Origin of the sequence: Vallitalea okinawensis, from assembly GCF_002964605.1 — a bacterium.
In the GTDB taxonomy this organism is placed as follows: Bacteria; Bacillota; Clostridia; order Lachnospirales; family PQDH01; genus Vallitalea_A; species Vallitalea_A okinawensis.
On the sequence record NZ_PQDH01000012.1, the window covers coordinates 58,433 to 75,851 of the forward strand.

Genomic DNA, 17,419 nt, shown 5'->3' on the forward strand with positions numbered 1-17,419 from the left:
TGATGGCAGGTAAAAAATTATTAGAAGTAAATGATTTACATGTCTCCTTTAAGGTCCATGGAGGTACAGTAAAAGCTGTACGTGGTGTTAGCTTTGAACTGCATGAAGGTGAGACCTTAGCTATAGTTGGAGAGTCAGGTTCAGGAAAGTCTGTATGTACAAAAACCATTATGGGTATTATTGCGAAAAATGGTCGAATAGATAAAGGTGAAATTCTTTTAGAAGATAGAGACATTGCTCAGATGAAAGAAAAGGAATTAGAGAAAATTCGTGGCAAGGAAATTGCTATGATATTCCAAGATCCTATGACATCACTTAATCCGACGATGAAAATTGGTAAGCAAATCATGGAACCAATGGTTAAGCATCGTGGTATGAGTAAGTCAGAGGCAAAAGCTGAAGCTATTAAGCTTATCGATTTAGTAGGTATTGATGAGCCAGAAAAACGTTTCCACCAATATCCTCATCAATTTTCAGGTGGAATGCGTCAGAGAATTGTAATCGCGATCGCTTTGTCTTGTCAGCCTAAAATTTTAATAGCTGACGAGCCAACAACAGCATTAGATGTTACAATCCAAGCACAAATACTTGATTTAATTAAAGATTTACAAGAAAAAACAGGTGTTGCAGTTATCTTCATTACTCATGACTTAGGTGTTGTTGCTAACGTTTCTGATCGTGTATCCGTTATGTATGCGGGACAGATTGTTGAAGTAGGTACAGCTGATGAAGTATTCTACTTACCTAAACATCCATATACTTGGGGTTTGTTGGCTTCCATGCCGAGTTTGGATACAGATGATGATGAACTTTATGCGATACCAGGTACACCACCAGATTTACTTAATCCGCCAGTAGGTGATGCCTTTGCTTTAAGAAGTGAGTTCGCATTAGCCATTGATATGGAAGAAAAACCACCATATTTTGAGCTTAGTGAAACACATAAAGCAGCATCTTGGCTCTTACATCCAGATGCACCTAAGGTAGAGCCACCTTCAGCGATTCAGAAACTAGCATTAAAATATAAAGGTGGTGTGAGGTAATGGATAACAGAGAGAAATTAGTTGAAATAAGTAATCTAAAACAATACTTTAAGTTACCTAAAAAAGGTGTAGTTAAAGCTATTGATGGTATTACTTTTGATATCTATAAAGGTGAAACATTTGGTTTAGTTGGAGAATCTGGTTCGGGTAAAACAACAACTGGCCGTACTATTATAAAACTCTATGAAGCAACAGAGGGTGAAATAGTATTTAATGGCGAGAACATTCAAGGTAAAATGCCTAGAGCGAAAAGAAGAGAAATCAATAAAAAAATGCAAATGATCTTTCAAGACCCTCAAGCTTGTCTGAATCCAAGAATGACAGTAGCAGATATAATTGCAGAAGGTATTGATATTCATGGATTAGCTAAGAATAAGAAAGAAAGATTGCATAAAGTGTATGAATTACTTGAAACAGTTGGTCTTAACAAAGATCATGCCAATCGTTATCCTCATGAGTTTTCTGGTGGACAGCGTCAAAGAATTGGTATTGCAAGAGCATTAGCTATTGAACCAGAATTCATTATTGCTGATGAACCAATTTCAGCCCTTGATGTGTCTATTCAAGCTCAGGTTGTTAACTTAATGAACCAATTGAAGCATGAAAAGCAATTAACGTACTTGTTTATTGCTCATGACTTATCCATGGTTAAGTATATCTCTGATAGAATTGGGGTTATGTACCGAGGTAAGTTAATGGAGTTAGCGGATAGTGAGGAGCTTTTCCATCATCCGTTACATCCATATACTAAATCATTAATGTCTGCCATTCCTCTTCCTGATCCTCAAACAGAGAGAACCAGAAGAAGATTTGGCTATGATCCTACTATGCATGATTATAGTAAAGAAAAACCTGAATGGGTTGAAATACGACCAAAACATTGGATTTATGCTTCACCTAGTGAAGTGGAAAAATACCAAGAAGAAATCAAAAAAAATGAAAAAGCGTCAGTGAGCTAAAAAAACAAGAAGGTGTCTCGTGAGAGACACCTTCTTTTGTTGTTTCATTATTTTGGAGAAAATAGAAGCAGTGACCGTCGGTGGAAGACTTTGGTTTTCCTGTTAAGGGGTTTGGTCTCAACATAGGAGGATTTAAAGCAAATACTAAAAGAAAGCTAAAATATTCCTTATAATAGGAAGGAACTAATATCTGCTATTGTATACAGTATTCTTGTATGCATAAAAATGCATGCAATTTTATAGAGGATGAAAATCATTATTTACATCAAAACTATAGAATAAATAACAATGATGTAATAAAATAGTAAATATAGCTTAAAAAAATGCACATAAGTGGAAAAGAAAAAATTAAGGTAATTATTCAATATTAATAACATAATTCGTGTATCTCTATGGCGGACGTGTTTATTGGTATACTGGGTGCTGGGCAAAATTATTATATTAAAATTCAATGAAATAAGGATAATTTGCCGTATAAGTACATAATACACTATATATTAAGGGTTTTATGAGTAATAAAGAAAATTATATGATTGTATACAATGTTTTCTGAATATTGTCTAAAAAACTTAAAAATAAAGCATAAAGCCGCTTATAAGTAGGGGTGTAGCCGTATTCGGTTGAGTTAGTGATGATGCCTAAGAGAATTATGAAAACTGTACAAAAAATACGAATGCAATTTTAGAACGCAAAAAATTCAATATTATGACGAGTAAAATAATAATCTGTTGAAATACACAAAATTTTTTGGTATACTAGAGCATGACAATAAAACATGCAGGGAGGAATACCAACATGAAGACTAAATTATTAGCACTTGTATTAGTACTTGTACTTGGAATTAGCGCAGTTTTAGTAGGTTGTTCTAAAGATAATGATACTACTACTGAACCAACAGATACTACAACTAATACAGAAGTAAAAGAAGTATCATCAAAAGAAGCTTTACAAAATATAAATTTCCGTAAAGCATTAGCAATGTCATTAGAAAAATCATTTATTTCAAATGAAATTTTAGCAAACGGTTCTCAAGCTGTTGATTATTTAACACCAGGTAGTATTACACCAGGTAAAGATTTTAGAAGTGAATACCCAGAAGGTTTTAATAGCTACAATTTAGATGAAGCGATGAACTACTGGAATCAAGCTAAAGAAGAATTAGGTTTTGAAGAAATTGAAATCGAATTATTAACTTTCGACTCAGATAGTAGTAAGAAGATTTCTGAATATATCCAAGCTCAATGGCAAGCAAATTTACCAGGTTTATCAGTAACAATTAACCAACAACCATTCGAAAATAAATTAGAGTTAGCTAGTGCAGGTAACTTTGATGTTAACTTCGCTGGTTGGGGTCCTGACTATCCAGATCCAATGACATATTTAGATTTATGGGTAACAGGCGGTGGTCATAACAATACTGGTATGGCTAATGCAGAATTCGATGCAATTATAGACGATGCTAAATCAGGTGAATTACTAGCTGATGCTGATGCTCGTTGGGCGGCTTTACAAGAAGCAGAAAGAATGATGTTTGAAGAAGAAACAGCAATCATTCCTCTATATCAAAAAGGTAAAGCAATCTTACAACAAGATTATTTCACAGGTCTTGTAGAACCTTCATTCGGACCTGATATCATTTTCACTTACGCAGAAACAACTCAAACTAACGAAAATGGTGAAACAATTGCTAGATTAGTAGATACTTCAGATATTCCTACAATGGATATCTCATTAGCTACTAACTCAGTATCATTCCAAGCTATTGGTAATACAAATGAAGGTTTATTTAAGTACGCTGAAGATGGAAGTATCGTTGAAGGCTTAGTTAAAGATTATAGTATGGAAGAAGTAACGAATGAAAACGGTAATGTAACTTATGTTTATACTTTCAATTTAAGAGATGATAATGTTTGGTCAAATGGCGAAACTGTAACAGCTCATGATTTCGTTTATTCATGGAGAAGATTAGGCGATCCTAACACAGGTGCTCAATATGCTCATATGTTAGAATCAGCTGGTATCAAAAACGGTGCTGCTGTAGCTGGTGGTGAAGTTGCTCCAGAAGAATTAGGTGTTACTGCTGCTGATGACTTTACATTAGTAGTTGAATTAGAAACAAATGTACCATTCTTTATTGAATTATTAGTATTCCCATCATTCTACCCACAAAATCAAGCTTTTGTTGAAGCAATGGGTGATGACTATGGTACAAGCCCAGAAACAGCATTATACAATGGTCCTTATACTTTAACAAAATGGACTTTAGGTTATGAATATGAATACGCTAAAAATGCAGATTACTATGCAGCTGATGAAGTAGCTATTGATGTAGTTAACTTCCGTATCGTAAAAGATGCTGCTGCACGTGTCAACTTATATGAAGCTGGTGACATCGATAGAGCAGTATTAAGTAGTGAGTTCGTATCACAATATGTTGATGATTCTAACTTCAAAACAACTGAAGATATGTCAGTATTCTATATTGAAATGAACTATGCTGAATAATTAAAAAAACTGAATAAAGCACCCTACTAATAAGTGGGGTGCTTTATTCAGCAATACACATAATGTAAGATTTGATAAGTTAGGTTGACCTTTATAAAGTTCAATTTTTGCTTTATTAATACTTATGATTATTTAGTAATGATGATATTGGTGAATTATGAAAGTTAATCAATAAAAATGTAAAATATTAGTTATTGATTTAGTGATAGATTGACAGTATAATTATATACATGTCGAAATTTGTATATTATTTGAAAATTAGTTTATTAGAGGCTAATGAATTTAAAAAAGAAAATAAGGATCAATTAAATGATACCTTATTAGCAAATTATGCGAGGTGAAAAGATGATTAAGTATGTCTTAGAAAGACTTATGTACGGGCTTATTACTTTGTTTTTAGTAGTATCCATTACTTTCTTACTACTTCAATTCATGCCAGGTTCACCCTTTAACGACGATAAGTTAACGGAGGAACAATTAGTAATTTTGAATGACAAATATGGTTTGGATGATCCAATACCAATGCAATATGCTCGTTATATGAAGAATGTATTCACAGGGGATTTTGGTGTATCATTCCAATACAATAATCAAGAAGTTTCAGAAATGATTGCTGCAAGATTGCCAGTAACTGTACGTGTAGGAGGACAAGCGCTTATTTTTGGAGCATTAGTGGGTATATTTTTAGGGGCGATAGCTGCACTTAAGAAAAATACACCTATTGATCATGCAACAATTTTGATCGCAATTCTAGGGGTTTCTGTTCCATCCTACGTAATGGCATCTTTAATGCAATACTATCTAGGTGTAAGAGCAGGTTTACTTCCAGTTGTTTATAATGAGACAGCTGCATCTACGATTATGCCAACGTTAGCACTATCCTTATTTGTTATCTCATCATGTGCTCGTTTCATGAGAACAGAGCTCGTTGAGGTGCTTTCTACTGATTATATATTATTAGCAAGAGCTAAAGGTATGTCAAGAGCGCACGTCATCTATAAACATGCATTGAGAAATGCATTAATTCCAGTTATTACAGTGCTAGGACCAATGACAATTTCTTTATTAACTGGTTCTACAGTAATTGAAAAGATTTTTGGTATTCCAGGAGTTAGTTTCTTACTTGTAGAAGGTATTCAAAAGAATGACTATTTTGTTATCCTAGGAGTAGCAACATTCTATAGTGCATTATATATCACAGTGCTTATTATCATTGATATTCTATACGGTATTATTGATCCAAGAATTCGTCTGTCAGGAGGTGCTAAATAATGAGCGATGTTAAAAAGATTGCACAAGAACAATTTAAACGCATTAAGATCGATACATCACTAAATGAAAAAATTGAAGCACCAAGTCTTACTTTCTGGCAAGACGTTAGAAGAAGATTGAAAACGAATAAAGCGGCAATATTTGCAATGGTTTTACTTGTTATTATTATTTTCTTCTCGATGTTTGGTCCTATGATGAATGCATATGAGTACGATAAGCAAATTCAACCACCATCACAGCATACAAAGTTACCACCTAAAGTACCAGGGTTAGCTGAATTAGGTATTCTTGATGGTACAGTTACTAAAGAAGTCGGTGAAAATGGTCTTGCTCGTTTAACAGAGGGGACTTATGAAATAGTTAATGAGTTCACAGAAACTAAAGAAGATGGTACATCAGTAACAAGATATACAGTTGTGGAAGATGTTTATGCAGCAAAAGGAATTGAAGATGAAGCTTATTGGTTTGGTACAGATGACTTAGGTCGTGATTTATGGACGAGAGTTTGGAGAGGGGTTCGTGTATCTCTATTAATCGGTTTTATCGCAGCAATGATTGACTTACTCATTGGGGTATCCTATGGTGCCATTGCAGGTTTCTATGGCGGTAAAATTGATATGTATATGATGCGTTTTACTGAAATCCTTACTGGTATTCCAAACCTGGTATTAGTTACACTATTTATACTTGTCTTTGATCCTGGTATCGTACCGATCGCTATAGCTATTGCTATGACCTCTTGGGTAGGTATGGCGCGTGTAGTTCGTTCTCAGTTCTTAAAAATTAAGGAACAAGAATTTATTTTAGCTGGTCGTACATTAGGTACTCCAAGCTTCAAATTAATATTTAAACACATTATTCCGAATATTATTGGACAGATTGTAATCATGATTACATTCTCTATTCCAAGTGCGATTTTCTATGAATCTTTCTTGGCGTTTATTGGTTTAGGGTTACAAGCACCTGAAACATCATTAGGTACATTAATTGCTGATGGTTATAAATTCTTAATGACAAATGCATTTATGTTATTTATCCCAGCAGTTATCTTATCAGTTCTAATGTTAAGCTTGAATATCTTCGCAAACGGTCTAAGAGATGCTGTAGACCCAAGAATGCGTAATAGTTAGTAGGGAGGTACAATGATGAAGAAAATCTTAGAAGTAAAAGATCTTCATGTTTCCTTTAAAACCTACAGTGGTAGAGTTAATGCCGTTCGTGGAGTGAGTTTTGATTTACATGAAGGTGAAACATTGGCGATCGTAGGTGAATCAGGTTCTGGTAAATCTGTTTGTACTAAGACGATTATAGGGATACTAGCATCAAATGGTAATATTGATAATGGAGAGATTCATTTTGATGGTAAAGATCTTGCGAGTTTAAAAGAAAAAGAATTGGAAAAAGTACGTGGTAAGGATATTGCTATGATTTTCCAAGATCCGATGACATCATTAAATCCAACCATGAAGATTGGTAAACAAATCATGGAAGGTATGGTTAAGCATCGTGGTATGAGTAAAGATGAAGCTAAAAAAAGAGCTATTGAGTTGATAGATTTAGTTGGAATTGATGAGCCAGAGAAGCGCTTCCATCAATATCCTCACCAGTTCTCTGGTGGTATGCGTCAAAGAATTGTTATAGCAACAGCATTAGCATGTGAGCCAAAAATCCTCATTGCTGATGAGCCAACAACAGCATTAGATGTTACAATTCAAGCGCAGATTTTAGATCTAATTAAAGATCTTCAAGAAAAAACAGGTGTTGCTGTTATCTTCATTACCCATGACTTAGGGGTAGTAGCCAACGTTTCTGATCGTGTTGCAGTTATGTATGCTGGTCAAATTGTTGAGGTAGGAACTTCTGATGAAGTCTTCTATTTACCTAAACATCCTTATACTTGGGGATTGTTAGCTTCAATGCCAAGTCTAGATTCTGATGAAGAAGAATTATATGCTATTCCTGGTACACCACCAGACTTATTGAATCCACCAAAAGGTGATGCCTTTGCATTACGAAGTGAGTTTGCCATGGCTATTGATATGAAGGAAGAACCACCATTCTTCCAGATTTCTGAAACTCATAAGGCGAGAACATGGTTATTGCATCCTGATGCACCAAAGGTAGAACCACCATCAGCCATTAAAAAGCTAGAACAAAAAGTAAAAGGTGGTGTTGTCAATGAATAATAAAGAGAAGTTACTTGAAGTTAAAAACCTTAAGCAATATTTCAAGTTACCAAAAGGTGCAGTTGTAAAGGCTGTTAACGATATTTCTTTTGATATTTATAAAGGTGAAACTTTCGGTCTAGTTGGTGAATCTGGATCAGGTAAATCAACGACTGGTAGAACGATTATTCGTCTGTACGATGCTACTGGTGGTGAAATCATTTATGACGGTAAAAATATTCAGGGGAAAATGCCTAGAGGAAAGAAAAAAGAACTCAATAAGAAGATTCAAATGATCTTTCAAGATCCACAGGCATGTTTAAACCCTAGAATGACAGTAGCCGACATTATTGCCGAGGGAATAGACAATAATAATTTGGCGAAAAACAAAGAAGAAAGAATGGCAAAGGTTCATGAACTTCTTGAAACCGTTGGATTAAATAAAGAGCATGCTAATCGTTATCCACATGAATTCTCAGGTGGACAGAGACAGAGAATAGGTATTGCTAGAGCTTTAGCTATTGAGCCAGAGTTTATTATTGCTGATGAACCAATTTCAGCCCTTGATGTATCTATTCAAGCTCAGGTAGTTAACTTATTAAATCAATTAAAGAACGAAAGAGGTTTAACTTACCTCTTTATTGCCCATGACTTATCCATGGTAAAATATATTTCTGACCGTGTAGGGGTTATGTATAGAGGACAATTAATGGAGTTAGCTAATAGTGATGAACTGTATGAAAATCCACTTCATCCTTATACAAAGTCTTTATTGTCAGCGATTCCTCTTCCAGATCCTCAATCAGAAAGAACTCGAAGAAGAATTCCATATACACCAACGGTTCATGATTACAGTAAGGAACAACCTGAATGGGTTGAAATTAGACCAGAGCATTTTGTGTATGCTTCTAAATCAGAAGTAGCACAATATGAAAAGGAATTAGCAGCAAAAAATAAATAGGAATATAAAAATTCCTTTAGAATTGGGTTATAGGTCATTAGGCTTATAGCCCTACTTTCTTATTCCAGTTTTAAGTTGGCGTTAGCCACTTTTTTACTATGATCTGATTTTACTCAAGTGAAGAATTATATTATCGTTGATACAAATAAAGGATTTCTTTTGTGTAACAGTTAAAGGAACGGACAAATTAAGTAATAAAAGATAAATATTTGTCTTTTATGTTCAATCTGATATAATAGAGTATACATTATATAACAATTTGCAAAGTGAGGAGATCTTATTGAATAGAAAGTTAAAATTATTTTTAGTAATCACTGCAGTAACTACAACATTATCTGTATTGATAGGTTTATTATCTGATACCTTTTTATTGGCTTTTGTCAATTACTTATTTATTTTTGGTGGGATAATAGCTGTAATAGGCGGCTTTATGGCTATTAGTGAAACAGGTTTATTTCGAATAACCAGCTATCCTTACAAAAAAGTAAAATGGTTTTTTGGCAGACCTAGTACGGGGTACGATGAAGATGAGTTGAAGGATGATGATGGTAAAAAGATGAAATTTAATGAATATATAGCGCAAGATTTACCGAAATATTTTTCAACAAAACCGATATTATTTTCAGGATTATTATTAGTAATTGTTTCGTTTGTTGTTAGTGTAACGGTTATTATATAATTGGATATAGTAGAATAGGAGCATATGTAAGGTGTTGAGTCCTTATCATGTGCTTTTTTACTGTACCTACTTTTCTATTCTAGTTTTATGTAGGTTAAGCTGCTATATTTGATGTAACCATGTAGTTACTTGATAAAGGGAAGTTAGGGTAAAGCTATGTTACTAACTAGTAGATGAGCGGATAAAAAGTAGTAATTCTACGATATTTGAAAGTAATAATATGTAATAAAACGTGTTTTTAATAGAGGGTTTGATGCTTTCCGAGGCATATATTAAAATTATGTTTCTTAATGGTTAAAAGTCTTTTATTCCAATATTTCTTTTGTTATAATTTTAATAGTCAAAATGATTTTCATTCTTATAAAAGTCGAAAATAACTGCTATAAAACTAGTTATTATTTACTATGAAACGACTTAAAGGAAGTGCATTGAACTTAATGATTAAATCCTAATAATTATTAAGCTCTTATGAAGTTCAGATGACAACATAGAGAAAAGGGGGCGAAGGATGAAACTAAAGAGAATTATAAGTACTGTCCTAATATTTTCTTTTGTTTTTAACTTACTTTCATTTGTATCGTTAGCAGAAGAAGATGAACTAAAGATAAAATACGATGAACAAATTTATAGCTATAGCAAGTTTCCGGCGATCCATATTGATGGACAACCAATGAAAGAAGGAGCAATGCCTCCAATTATTACGCCAGCAGGAAGAACCATTGTGCCCGTAAGAGAATTTTTTGAAACAATCGGTGGTGATGTACAATGGAATGGCGAAACGAAGGAAGTTTACATATTAAGTGGAAATAACTTCATAGTTTTGAAAATTGATGATTACATAGCCTATGTTAATGGTATGGCGGTTGAGATGGATGAAACAGCAAAATTAGTTGCCAATATGAATGATCCGTCAAACACAAAGACGATGGTGCCTCTTCGTTTTATTTTAGAAGCCTTGGATTATGGCGTAGTATGGGACCATGACAGCTATACAATTCTTGCAACAAAAAATCAAGATAATAGTGATGAAACCACGGATAATCAAGACAACACTAATGAAGAAGATAATACAAATAATGAAGATAACACAAATGATGATAATGATCCTGAGCCTATCGAAGGACTACCTACTCCGTTGGCAAAAAATCCGATTGCTTTTACAAATGCAGAGGATATTCCAGATGTTGCTGATGGTGAAAAGGAAATCCCTTATAAAAAGTATGATGATACGGACATTACAGGTTTTGCTTTTATAGAAGAACAAGGTGGTTTTAAATTTATAGTATCTGCTTCAAGTGCTATAAGTGGTATTGAAACGACTATTTGGAATAACAAGTTAATTATAGATATTGCTAACGCTAATAAGGAATTTGATGAGGAAACAGTTCTTCTTGAAGACAATCCTTATTTTGAAGCAGTGCGTTCAAGTCAATATTCTAAAGATCCTTTAGCAACTCGTATCGTACTGGATATGAAATACGATGATATTAATTACAGTTTGAAATTAACAGATGATCGTACAGATATGATTCTAACAGTTAGTCGCAATTATATCTATGATATTGAACTAGCACAGGATCAATTTGGTGATTATGTAGATATAACAGGGACAGAATTACCTGTATTAGATATTTTTTGGTTGGCTAATCCTACACGTTTAGTGATTGATGTACCTTATTCAGATTCTGCATTTTTATACGAAGAAAGTGATGCAGAAGGTCAATATGTGAAGAATGTAAGAACATCCAAGTTTAATGATGATACAACTCGTATCGTACTAGAACTTAATGGAAATGCAGAATTCTCGGTTAGTGAATTGGATGATGATACAGTAAGAGTACGCTTAGTACCACCAACTTATAAAAATATTAACTATCAATACACGTCTAATCCAACGATAGTCATAAGTAAGCAAGTACCTGGCATAGATATAGATGCATTTATTATTAATGATGACTATCTTAATAAGAGAGCTGTGATTACTATTCCAAGTACAAACTTAGAAGCTGTATATGGTTATGGTACGATCAATATTAATGATGATGACGTCAAGCAAGTTAATTTATCTTCAGATCAAACAGGGTATCAAGTTGAGATTATTACAAAAGCCATAAAAGGCTATACCATTACTGAAGATGATAATAGTATTTATATTAATATTCTGGACCCGCAATCAGTTTATGAGAAAATTGTGGTAGTGGACGCTGGTCATGGTGGTTCAGATCCAGGTAAACCTGCTGGTGAGGGTAACTATGCAGAAATGAATGAGAAAGAAGCTAATTTAGACATTTCTCTTAAACTTGAGACACTATTGACTTATCATAAAGATATTAAAGTATATATGACAAGAGTAGAAGATACGTACCCTACACTTCAAGAGCGTTGTGAATTAGCAAATGAAGTTGGTGCTGATTTATTTATTAGTGTTCATAACAATGCGTTCTTCAGTTCCTATAATGGCACTGAAACCTTATACTATGACACTGGAAGTGGTATAACTAAAGCATTTGCAACTATTATGCAAGAAACGACTTATTCTCAAGTGGGCACAGATAATAGAGGTTTAAGATATCGAGATGATCTATATGTTCTTAAACATACAAAGATGCCTGCGGTAATTGTAGAAGTAGCTTACATGACAAGTCCAATTGATGGACCTCGGCTTAAAGAAGAAAGTTTTATTGATAATGCTGCAGTAGGTATTTATAATGGTATAATAGAGTCTTTGGAGATGCTTGAATCAAAAGGTTTATTGAATTAAATATTGAACTCTCCTTTAATTTGGTATAAAATGTAAATGAATACAAATTAAGGGAGGGTTTATTTTTGTTGAAAAGATTTATAATAGGTCTACTGATAAGTAGTGTTTTTTTTAGGATGCCCTTGGGTATAGTAGCGGAATCAGCTGAGGGTAAATTACTTGTTTATGAGATTAAGGATGAAGAAATTGAAGCTACTATAATGGATGTAGATGTAGAAGAACAAGCTGTGGAAGAGAAAATTGTAAATTTATTTGAAATCTTAACTACCTTGGACTATAATGAGAATCAGATACAATTGATACCATATAAATCTGCAATTGATCTGTGTCTGTATAAAGATGGGCATGTCGATGTAGTCTTTAATGAAGAATTGAATAACTATGGAGGTAGTGCACACGAATTCTTTATGGTTAATCAATTACTATATATGGTATTTGAACTAGAAGATATAAAAACCGTCTCTTTTTATATAGAGGACAGAGAAGTATTTACAGAAGGAACACTTATAAACAACTATACTGAAGAGCAATTTATTGAAAGGATGAAACAAAGTGAGTCGTATTGATGGAAGAACTAATGATGAATTAAGACCAGTAAAATTAACGAAAGACTATATCATGCACCCTGAGGGGTCAGTATTAATAGAAATGGGGAATACAAAAGTCATCTGCAATGCTACTGTAGAAGATCGTGTACCTCCATTCAAAAAAAATTCCGGAGAAGGCTGGGTTACTGCCGAGTATGCTATGTTACCACGTGCTACATCAACAAGAAATACGAGAGATATAGCCAGACTTAAAATGAATAAACGTTCTGTAGAGATTCAACGTCTTATTGGACGAGCTATCCGTTCAGTAGTTGATTTTAAAGCTTTAGGAGAAAGAAGTATTCTCTTAGATTGTGATGTTATACAAGCTGATGGTGGTACCCGTACTGCATCTATAACAGGTGGATTTGTAGCAGTAGCTTTGGCTTGCCAGAAGTTATTGGATGAAGGTGTTATTAAAAAAATGCCTATCAAAGGTATGGTTGCCGCTGTAAGTGTAGGTATAGTTAATGAAGAGGCTATGTTAGACTTATGTTATGAAGAAGACAGTGGCGCTAAAGTGGATATGAATATTGTTATGACAGATCAAGGAGAGTTCATTGAGGTTCAAGGAACTGGAGAAGAAGCTCCTTTTACAAGAGAGCAGCTTAATGAATTGTTAGCCCTAGGGGAAAAGGGGACCAATGATTTAATTGAGATACAAAAGGAAATAGTTCAGTTTTAATAAATATAGCATTAGGGTCAAGCATATAAGGAAATCTATTGCACCGGCTGGAAAGACGTCCATGTCTTAGACAGCCGGGTTCGCCATCCATGGCTCACTACTCCATAGAATTCCTTATATGCTTTCTGTATTGATTGGATAAAATGATAGTATATCCTGAGATTAAATAAATCAGTTATGATAATTAGTGATCTTAATTCTTGACGAAGAACTATGGGTGGAGTAAAATTGAGGTAAGCTTAATAGAGTTTCTAAACAGGTGACGAGTTAGATTGATTTGAATATAGAAAGTTGGCTTAGAGATGGATAAAATTATTTTCGCAACTAAAAATAAAAAGAAGCTTGTGGAGATCAATGAAATTTTGGTTGGGACAGGCTTAGAAGTGATCTCTATGGAGGATGCTGGTATTGATATTGATGTAGTTGAGGATGGCTCCACTTTTGAAGAGAATGCTTTGAAGAAAGCTACTGAAATTATGAAAGTTTCAGGGAAAATTGTTCTGGCGGATGATTCAGGATTAGAAGTGGATTACTTAGATAAAGCTCCAGGCATATATTCAGCTAGATTTGCTGGTAAAGAGACATCCTATTCTATAAAAAATCAAATGATTATTGATAAGCTTGATGGGGTACCTGATGAACAACGTATAGCTCGTTTTGTGTGTGCTATTGCAGTAGCTTATCCTAATGGTGATACAAAGGTGGTTAGAGAAAATTTTGAAGGGCGTATTGCCTATCAACCTGATGGAGAAAATGGTTTTGGTTATGATCCAATCTTTTATGTACCTGAATATGAAATGACATCAGCAAAGATGTCACGAGACCTGAAGAATGAAATCAGTCACAGAGGTAAGGCTTTGAGAAAAATGAAGGAAGTTTTGTTAGCGAATGAAAGTACTAGTCATTAGTGATACGCATAAAGACATATCTAAAGTAAGAAAAATTTTAAAGAGAATTAAGAGTCGAATTGATTACGTTATTCATTTAGGTGATCACATTAATGATGCATTGGACTTGTCTTATGAGTTCCATGATTTGCATTTTGAGTGTGTTGCAGGGAATTGTGATTGGTTCAGTAATGAAGATAATGAGAAATGTATCTATATAGATGATAAGAAATTCTTCATTACCCATGGTCACCATTATGGGGTTAAGGGTTCTACACAACGAATAGCTCTTCATGGTAAAAAGCTAGGAGTTGATGGTGTTCTTTTTGGGCACAGCCATGTACCTGTTAATGATTGGGTAGATGACCTTTTTTTAATGAACCCAGGTAGTTTAACCCAACCCAGAGGGTATGAAGGACCTTCTTATGGTATTATTACAATAGTGAACGGCAAGATAGAAGGGCAAATAATTGAATATAATAAAATATTTAAATAAATATCTTTAAAAACTATTGACTTTTTAGTGGATTTTTTATATAATGTTCTTCGTCCTTTAAAAAAATAATCAATCGGGGTGTGGCTCAGCTTGGCTAGAGCGCTTGATTTGGGTTCAAGAGGTCGCAGGTTCGAATCCTGTCACCCCGACTTTAATATTATGCGGGTGTAGTTCAATGGTAGAACACCAGCCTTCCAAGCTGGATACGTGGGTTCGATTCCCATCACCCGCTTTATTATGTGCCTGTAGCTCAGCAGGATAGAGCAGTGGCCTTCTAAGCCACGTGTCCGGGGTTCGAATCCCTGCAGGCACGCCATATTACACAAGGGTACTTTATTTAAAGCTAAGTTATCACCTAGCATAAAACTCAAGGTTTCATAACCTAAAAAAATCTAATGGGTAGTCGCCAAGCGGTAAGGCACAGGACTTTGACTCCTGCATCCGCAGGTTCGAATCCTGCCTACCCAGTTCGTTGTTTGAATTCTTTGATTCAACAACATGGAATTATTTTTATTATACTATTATAAATTATATGCGGATGTGGCGGAACTGGCAGACGCACTAGACTTAGGATCTAGCGCCTTTGGCGTGGGGGTTCGACTCCCTTCATCCGCACCACACCTGCGGGTGTAGTTCAATGGTAGAACACCAGCCTTCCAAGCTGGATACGTGGGTTCGATTCCCATCACCCGCTTCAATATCTTCAAATACTCATACATCATAAGAGAATGACTTAGGTCATTCTCTTTACTTATATTCTTATTTATTTGATTGATCTAATGTTGCCAATGCTTGATTCGTATAGCGATAGTCTTCAGTCACCTCTTCGCCAAACCAATCAGGCGCTTTAAATGCTTTGGCCTCATCGACTGAAGAAAATTCAACCTCAACATATTTCAAAGGTGCTAGTTCTCCTTCAAAAAGATCAAGTTCAGCAATTAATCCACGTTCAAGAGGAATCTCATATCGTTTTTTTTCAATCAGACGACCTTCCTTTTTGGCTATCAAACTTTCGTACTCGTCAATATTTATTGGCATCTCAAGTTCATGACGTAATAGACCACCTTTAGATTTAAGGGTTAAGATATATTGATTATTTCTTTTTCTTATGCGAATCGTAGGCGTAGTGTGGATATACGCTTGTTGAATAGTGGAATAAGTATATTGATCTAACTCAAAGGGGATTTCTTCAACTATAAATTTTCTTTCGATTTCCATCAGTGACTGCTCCTTTCACAACTTCTAGTAGTATAATATCCCAATGCTTAATAATATTCAAGTTAAGTAACAGAATTTTAAATAGATCACAAGGCTGGTATCCATATTATTTTTTAACTAAATGGGTGGAGTTATTCTTTGGGGTGCAAAGATTAGAAATATTTTGCAAACTAAAAAAGTAGTCATAAGGCAAACTAACCTTACGCTACTTCTTATGACTTGTTCAGTAATATTCATTACAATTTTATATAGGAGAAAAGTGTACGGATATTTGAAGAGTTAAAAATATCAGTCTCGATCGTATTGGATGCTTCTAGGACTTTATTAACAGGAATATCATAGATATAACTTACATCTTCAATACTATAGTTATTAAAAGTTTTACGCTCAAGTTCTCTATTGAACAACTTGCAAATTGGGCTTGAACCCTTTTTCATGATCATAAAGAAAGTCATTTTATTTAACTGTGTTATGTTTTCTTCAGATACAATACTATGTATTTCTAATTCAGAAATAGATAAAAGTTGTGCTAAGGAATTAACTGTAATTGGATCTTGAGCCTTGATAAAGACATCTATCTGTTGAAGCTGAGGTTCTATCATTTCCTCATAATGTTGTAAATATGTCATATTGTCATAACCTCCGATGTTTGAATCAAGTTAATTATATCAAAAAAAATGATTAAATTCATTTGTAATAGTTGGTATAAATAAAAACATGAATAAAAGAAGAGAAAAATCAAATAATAGGAACATGGAGGTGAAACAAGATGGCAAACACTAATATGACTAATCATACTGATAGTAATAGTCCAGCATACAAAAGTAGTGCTGCAAGAGAAGCTTTAAACCAATACAAATATGAGGTAGCTAATGAATTAGGTGTAAACTTAAAGCAAGGTTACAATGGCGAATTAACTTCTCGTGAAGCTGGTTCTATCGGCGGCGAAATGGTTAAAAGAATGATTCAATCACAAGAGCAAAAAATGTCAGGTCAATAATATATAGTGCATAGAAGTTGTAGTTAAATACAAATCTTCATGCAAAATATATAGTAGACAAAGGAAATAATAAATAATATAATATCTATTATAAGAGAGATACTTTAAGTATCTCTCTTTAAATGTGGGCGTAGGAATTAACCTTCCTGTATCTCACTTCTAATTAAACTATACATAATTCAACTAAGGGTATAAATAGTT

General features: G+C 34.2%; 16 protein-coding genes and 6 tRNA genes. 20 read left to right on the forward strand and 2 right to left on the reverse strand.

What is annotated here, in order from left to right; translation table 11 throughout:
* Positions 1 to 2 precede the first annotated feature (2 nt).
* From C1Y58_RS22635 to C1Y58_RS22725, 19 genes are all read left to right on the forward strand, one after another.
* Positions 3 to 1,043, forward strand: a complete 1,041-nt coding sequence (locus C1Y58_RS22635) for an ABC transporter ATP-binding protein (RefSeq protein ID WP_278286144.1) — start codon at positions 3 to 5, stop codon at positions 1,041 to 1,043.
* On the forward strand, positions 1,043 to 2,002 hold the full coding sequence (locus tag C1Y58_RS22640; RefSeq protein WP_105619108.1) for an ABC transporter ATP-binding protein: 960 nt from the start codon (positions 1,043 to 1,045) through the stop codon (positions 2,000 to 2,002). Before C1Y58_RS22635 ends, C1Y58_RS22640 begins: the two co-directional genes overlap by 1 nt.
* Before the next feature lie 795 nt (positions 2,003 to 2,797).
* The gene (locus C1Y58_RS22645) at positions 2,798 to 4,507 is read left to right on the forward strand and encodes an ABC transporter substrate-binding protein (RefSeq protein WP_170311670.1); all 1,710 of its coding nucleotides are present in this window, start codon (positions 2,798 to 2,800) and stop codon (positions 4,505 to 4,507) included.
* 345 nt (positions 4,508 to 4,852) lie between these two features.
* Positions 4,853 to 5,779 carry an ABC transporter permease gene (locus tag C1Y58_RS22650; protein WP_105619112.1) on the forward strand — a complete coding sequence of 309 codons (927 nt, stop codon included), beginning with the start codon at positions 4,853 to 4,855 and terminating at the stop codon, positions 5,777 to 5,779.
* Entirely contained in the window at positions 5,779 to 6,909 is a 1,131-nt protein-coding gene (opp3C, locus tag C1Y58_RS22655; protein WP_105619114.1) for an oligopeptide ABC transporter permease, read from the forward strand. Before C1Y58_RS22650 ends, opp3C begins: the two co-directional genes overlap by 1 nt.
* Before the next feature lie 15 nt (positions 6,910 to 6,924).
* On the forward strand, positions 6,925 to 7,965 hold the full coding sequence (locus C1Y58_RS22660; protein ID WP_105619115.1) for an ABC transporter ATP-binding protein: 1,041 nt from the start codon (positions 6,925 to 6,927) through the stop codon (positions 7,963 to 7,965).
* Positions 7,958 to 8,905 (forward strand): ABC transporter ATP-binding protein, encoded by a 948-nt coding sequence (locus tag C1Y58_RS22665; RefSeq protein WP_105619116.1) that lies wholly within the window; start codon positions 7,958 to 7,960, stop codon positions 8,903 to 8,905. Before C1Y58_RS22660 ends, C1Y58_RS22665 begins: the two co-directional genes overlap by 8 nt.
* A 280-nt stretch (positions 8,906 to 9,185) precedes the next feature.
* Positions 9,186 to 9,584: a DUF3899 domain-containing protein gene (locus C1Y58_RS22670; RefSeq protein WP_157950247.1), complete on the forward strand. Its 399-nt coding sequence runs from the start codon at positions 9,186 to 9,188 to the stop codon at positions 9,582 to 9,584.
* 508 nt (positions 9,585 to 10,092) lie between these two features.
* The gene (locus C1Y58_RS22675) at positions 10,093 to 12,345 is read left to right on the forward strand and encodes an N-acetylmuramoyl-L-alanine amidase family protein (protein ID WP_105619118.1); all 2,253 of its coding nucleotides are present in this window, start codon (positions 10,093 to 10,095) and stop codon (positions 12,343 to 12,345) included.
* Positions 12,346 to 12,410: 65 nt separating this feature from the next.
* Entirely contained in the window at positions 12,411 to 12,911 is a 501-nt protein-coding gene (locus C1Y58_RS22680; protein WP_105619119.1) for a GerMN domain-containing protein, read from the forward strand.
* Positions 12,898 to 13,617, forward strand: coding sequence for a ribonuclease PH (gene rph, locus C1Y58_RS22685; RefSeq protein WP_105619121.1), 720 nt, complete (start codon positions 12,898 to 12,900; stop codon positions 13,615 to 13,617). The genes C1Y58_RS22680 and rph overlap by 14 nt, the downstream gene beginning before the upstream one ends.
* Positions 13,618 to 13,919: 302 nt before the next feature.
* The gene (locus C1Y58_RS22690) at positions 13,920 to 14,525 is read left to right on the forward strand and encodes an XTP/dITP diphosphatase (RefSeq protein WP_105619123.1); all 606 of its coding nucleotides are present in this window, start codon (positions 13,920 to 13,922) and stop codon (positions 14,523 to 14,525) included.
* Entirely contained in the window at positions 14,506 to 15,000 is a 495-nt protein-coding gene (locus C1Y58_RS22695) for a metallophosphoesterase family protein (RefSeq protein WP_105619125.1), read from the forward strand. The genes C1Y58_RS22690 and C1Y58_RS22695 overlap by 20 nt, the downstream gene beginning before the upstream one ends.
* Before the next feature lie 74 nt (positions 15,001 to 15,074).
* Positions 15,075 to 15,149 (forward strand) — tRNA-Pro (locus C1Y58_RS22700).
* 12 nt (positions 15,150 to 15,161) lie between these two features.
* Positions 15,162 to 15,232 (forward strand) — tRNA-Gly (locus C1Y58_RS22705).
* A gap of 7 nt (positions 15,233 to 15,239) precedes the next feature.
* Positions 15,240 to 15,316 (forward strand) — tRNA-Arg (locus C1Y58_RS22710).
* A gap of 80 nt (positions 15,317 to 15,396) precedes the next feature.
* A tRNA-Gln gene (locus C1Y58_RS22715) sits at positions 15,397 to 15,468 on the forward strand.
* Positions 15,469 to 15,534: 66 nt separating this feature from the next.
* Positions 15,535 to 15,618, forward strand: a tRNA-Leu gene (locus C1Y58_RS22720).
* Between the two features lie 5 nt (positions 15,619 to 15,623).
* Positions 15,624 to 15,694, forward strand: a tRNA-Gly gene (locus C1Y58_RS22725).
* A gap of 65 nt (positions 15,695 to 15,759) precedes the next feature.
* Here the strand turns inward: C1Y58_RS22725 and C1Y58_RS22730 are convergent.
* On the reverse strand, positions 15,760 to 16,218 hold the full coding sequence (locus tag C1Y58_RS22730; RefSeq protein WP_105619127.1) for a CYTH domain-containing protein: 459 nt from the start codon (positions 16,216 to 16,218) through the stop codon (positions 15,760 to 15,762).
* Positions 16,219 to 16,454: 236 nt separating this feature from the next.
* Entirely contained in the window at positions 16,455 to 16,847 is a 393-nt protein-coding gene (locus C1Y58_RS22735) for a hypothetical protein (protein WP_105619129.1), read from the reverse strand.
* Between the two features lie 140 nt (positions 16,848 to 16,987).
* Between C1Y58_RS22735 and C1Y58_RS22740 the strand changes: the two genes are divergently transcribed.
* Positions 16,988 to 17,218 (forward strand): alpha/beta-type small acid-soluble spore protein, encoded by a 231-nt coding sequence (locus C1Y58_RS22740; protein ID WP_170311671.1) that lies wholly within the window; start codon positions 16,988 to 16,990, stop codon positions 17,216 to 17,218.
* The last annotated feature ends 201 nt before the right edge of the window (positions 17,219 to 17,419 follow it).

What these genes read in the sequence shown, in the direction of transcription:
- opp3C (WP_105619114.1), top strand. Translation starts at nt 5,779, where the DNA reads ATGAGCGATGTTAAAAAGATTGCACAAGAACAATTTAAACGCATTAAG.
- C1Y58_RS22635 (WP_278286144.1), top strand. Translation starts at nt 3, where the DNA reads ATGGCAGGTAAAAAATTATTAGAAGTAAATGATTTACATGTCTCCTTT.
- C1Y58_RS22665 (WP_105619116.1), top strand. Translation starts at nt 7,958, where the DNA reads ATGAATAATAAAGAGAAGTTACTTGAAGTTAAAAACCTTAAGCAATAT.
- C1Y58_RS22675 (WP_105619118.1), top strand. Translation starts at nt 10,093, where the DNA reads ATGAAACTAAAGAGAATTATAAGTACTGTCCTAATATTTTCTTTTGTT.
- C1Y58_RS22640 (WP_105619108.1), top strand. Translation starts at nt 1,043, where the DNA reads ATGGATAACAGAGAGAAATTAGTTGAAATAAGTAATCTAAAACAATAC.
- C1Y58_RS22695 (WP_105619125.1), top strand. Translation starts at nt 14,506, where the DNA reads ATGAAAGTACTAGTCATTAGTGATACGCATAAAGACATATCTAAAGTA.
- C1Y58_RS22730 (WP_105619127.1), bottom strand. Translation starts at nt 16,218, where the DNA reads ATGGAAATCGAAAGAAAATTTATAGTTGAAGAAATCCCCTTTGAGTTA.
- C1Y58_RS22735 (WP_105619129.1), bottom strand. Translation starts at nt 16,847, where the DNA reads ATGACATATTTACAACATTATGAGGAAATGATAGAACCTCAGCTTCAA.
- C1Y58_RS22660 (WP_105619115.1), top strand. Translation starts at nt 6,925, where the DNA reads ATGAAGAAAATCTTAGAAGTAAAAGATCTTCATGTTTCCTTTAAAACC.
- C1Y58_RS22645 (WP_170311670.1), top strand. Translation starts at nt 2,798, where the DNA reads ATGAAGACTAAATTATTAGCACTTGTATTAGTACTTGTACTTGGAATT.
- C1Y58_RS22650 (WP_105619112.1), top strand. Translation starts at nt 4,853, where the DNA reads ATGATTAAGTATGTCTTAGAAAGACTTATGTACGGGCTTATTACTTTG.
- C1Y58_RS22690 (WP_105619123.1), top strand. Translation starts at nt 13,920, where the DNA reads ATGGATAAAATTATTTTCGCAACTAAAAATAAAAAGAAGCTTGTGGAG.
- C1Y58_RS22740 (WP_170311671.1), top strand. Translation starts at nt 16,988, where the DNA reads ATGGCAAACACTAATATGACTAATCATACTGATAGTAATAGTCCAGCA.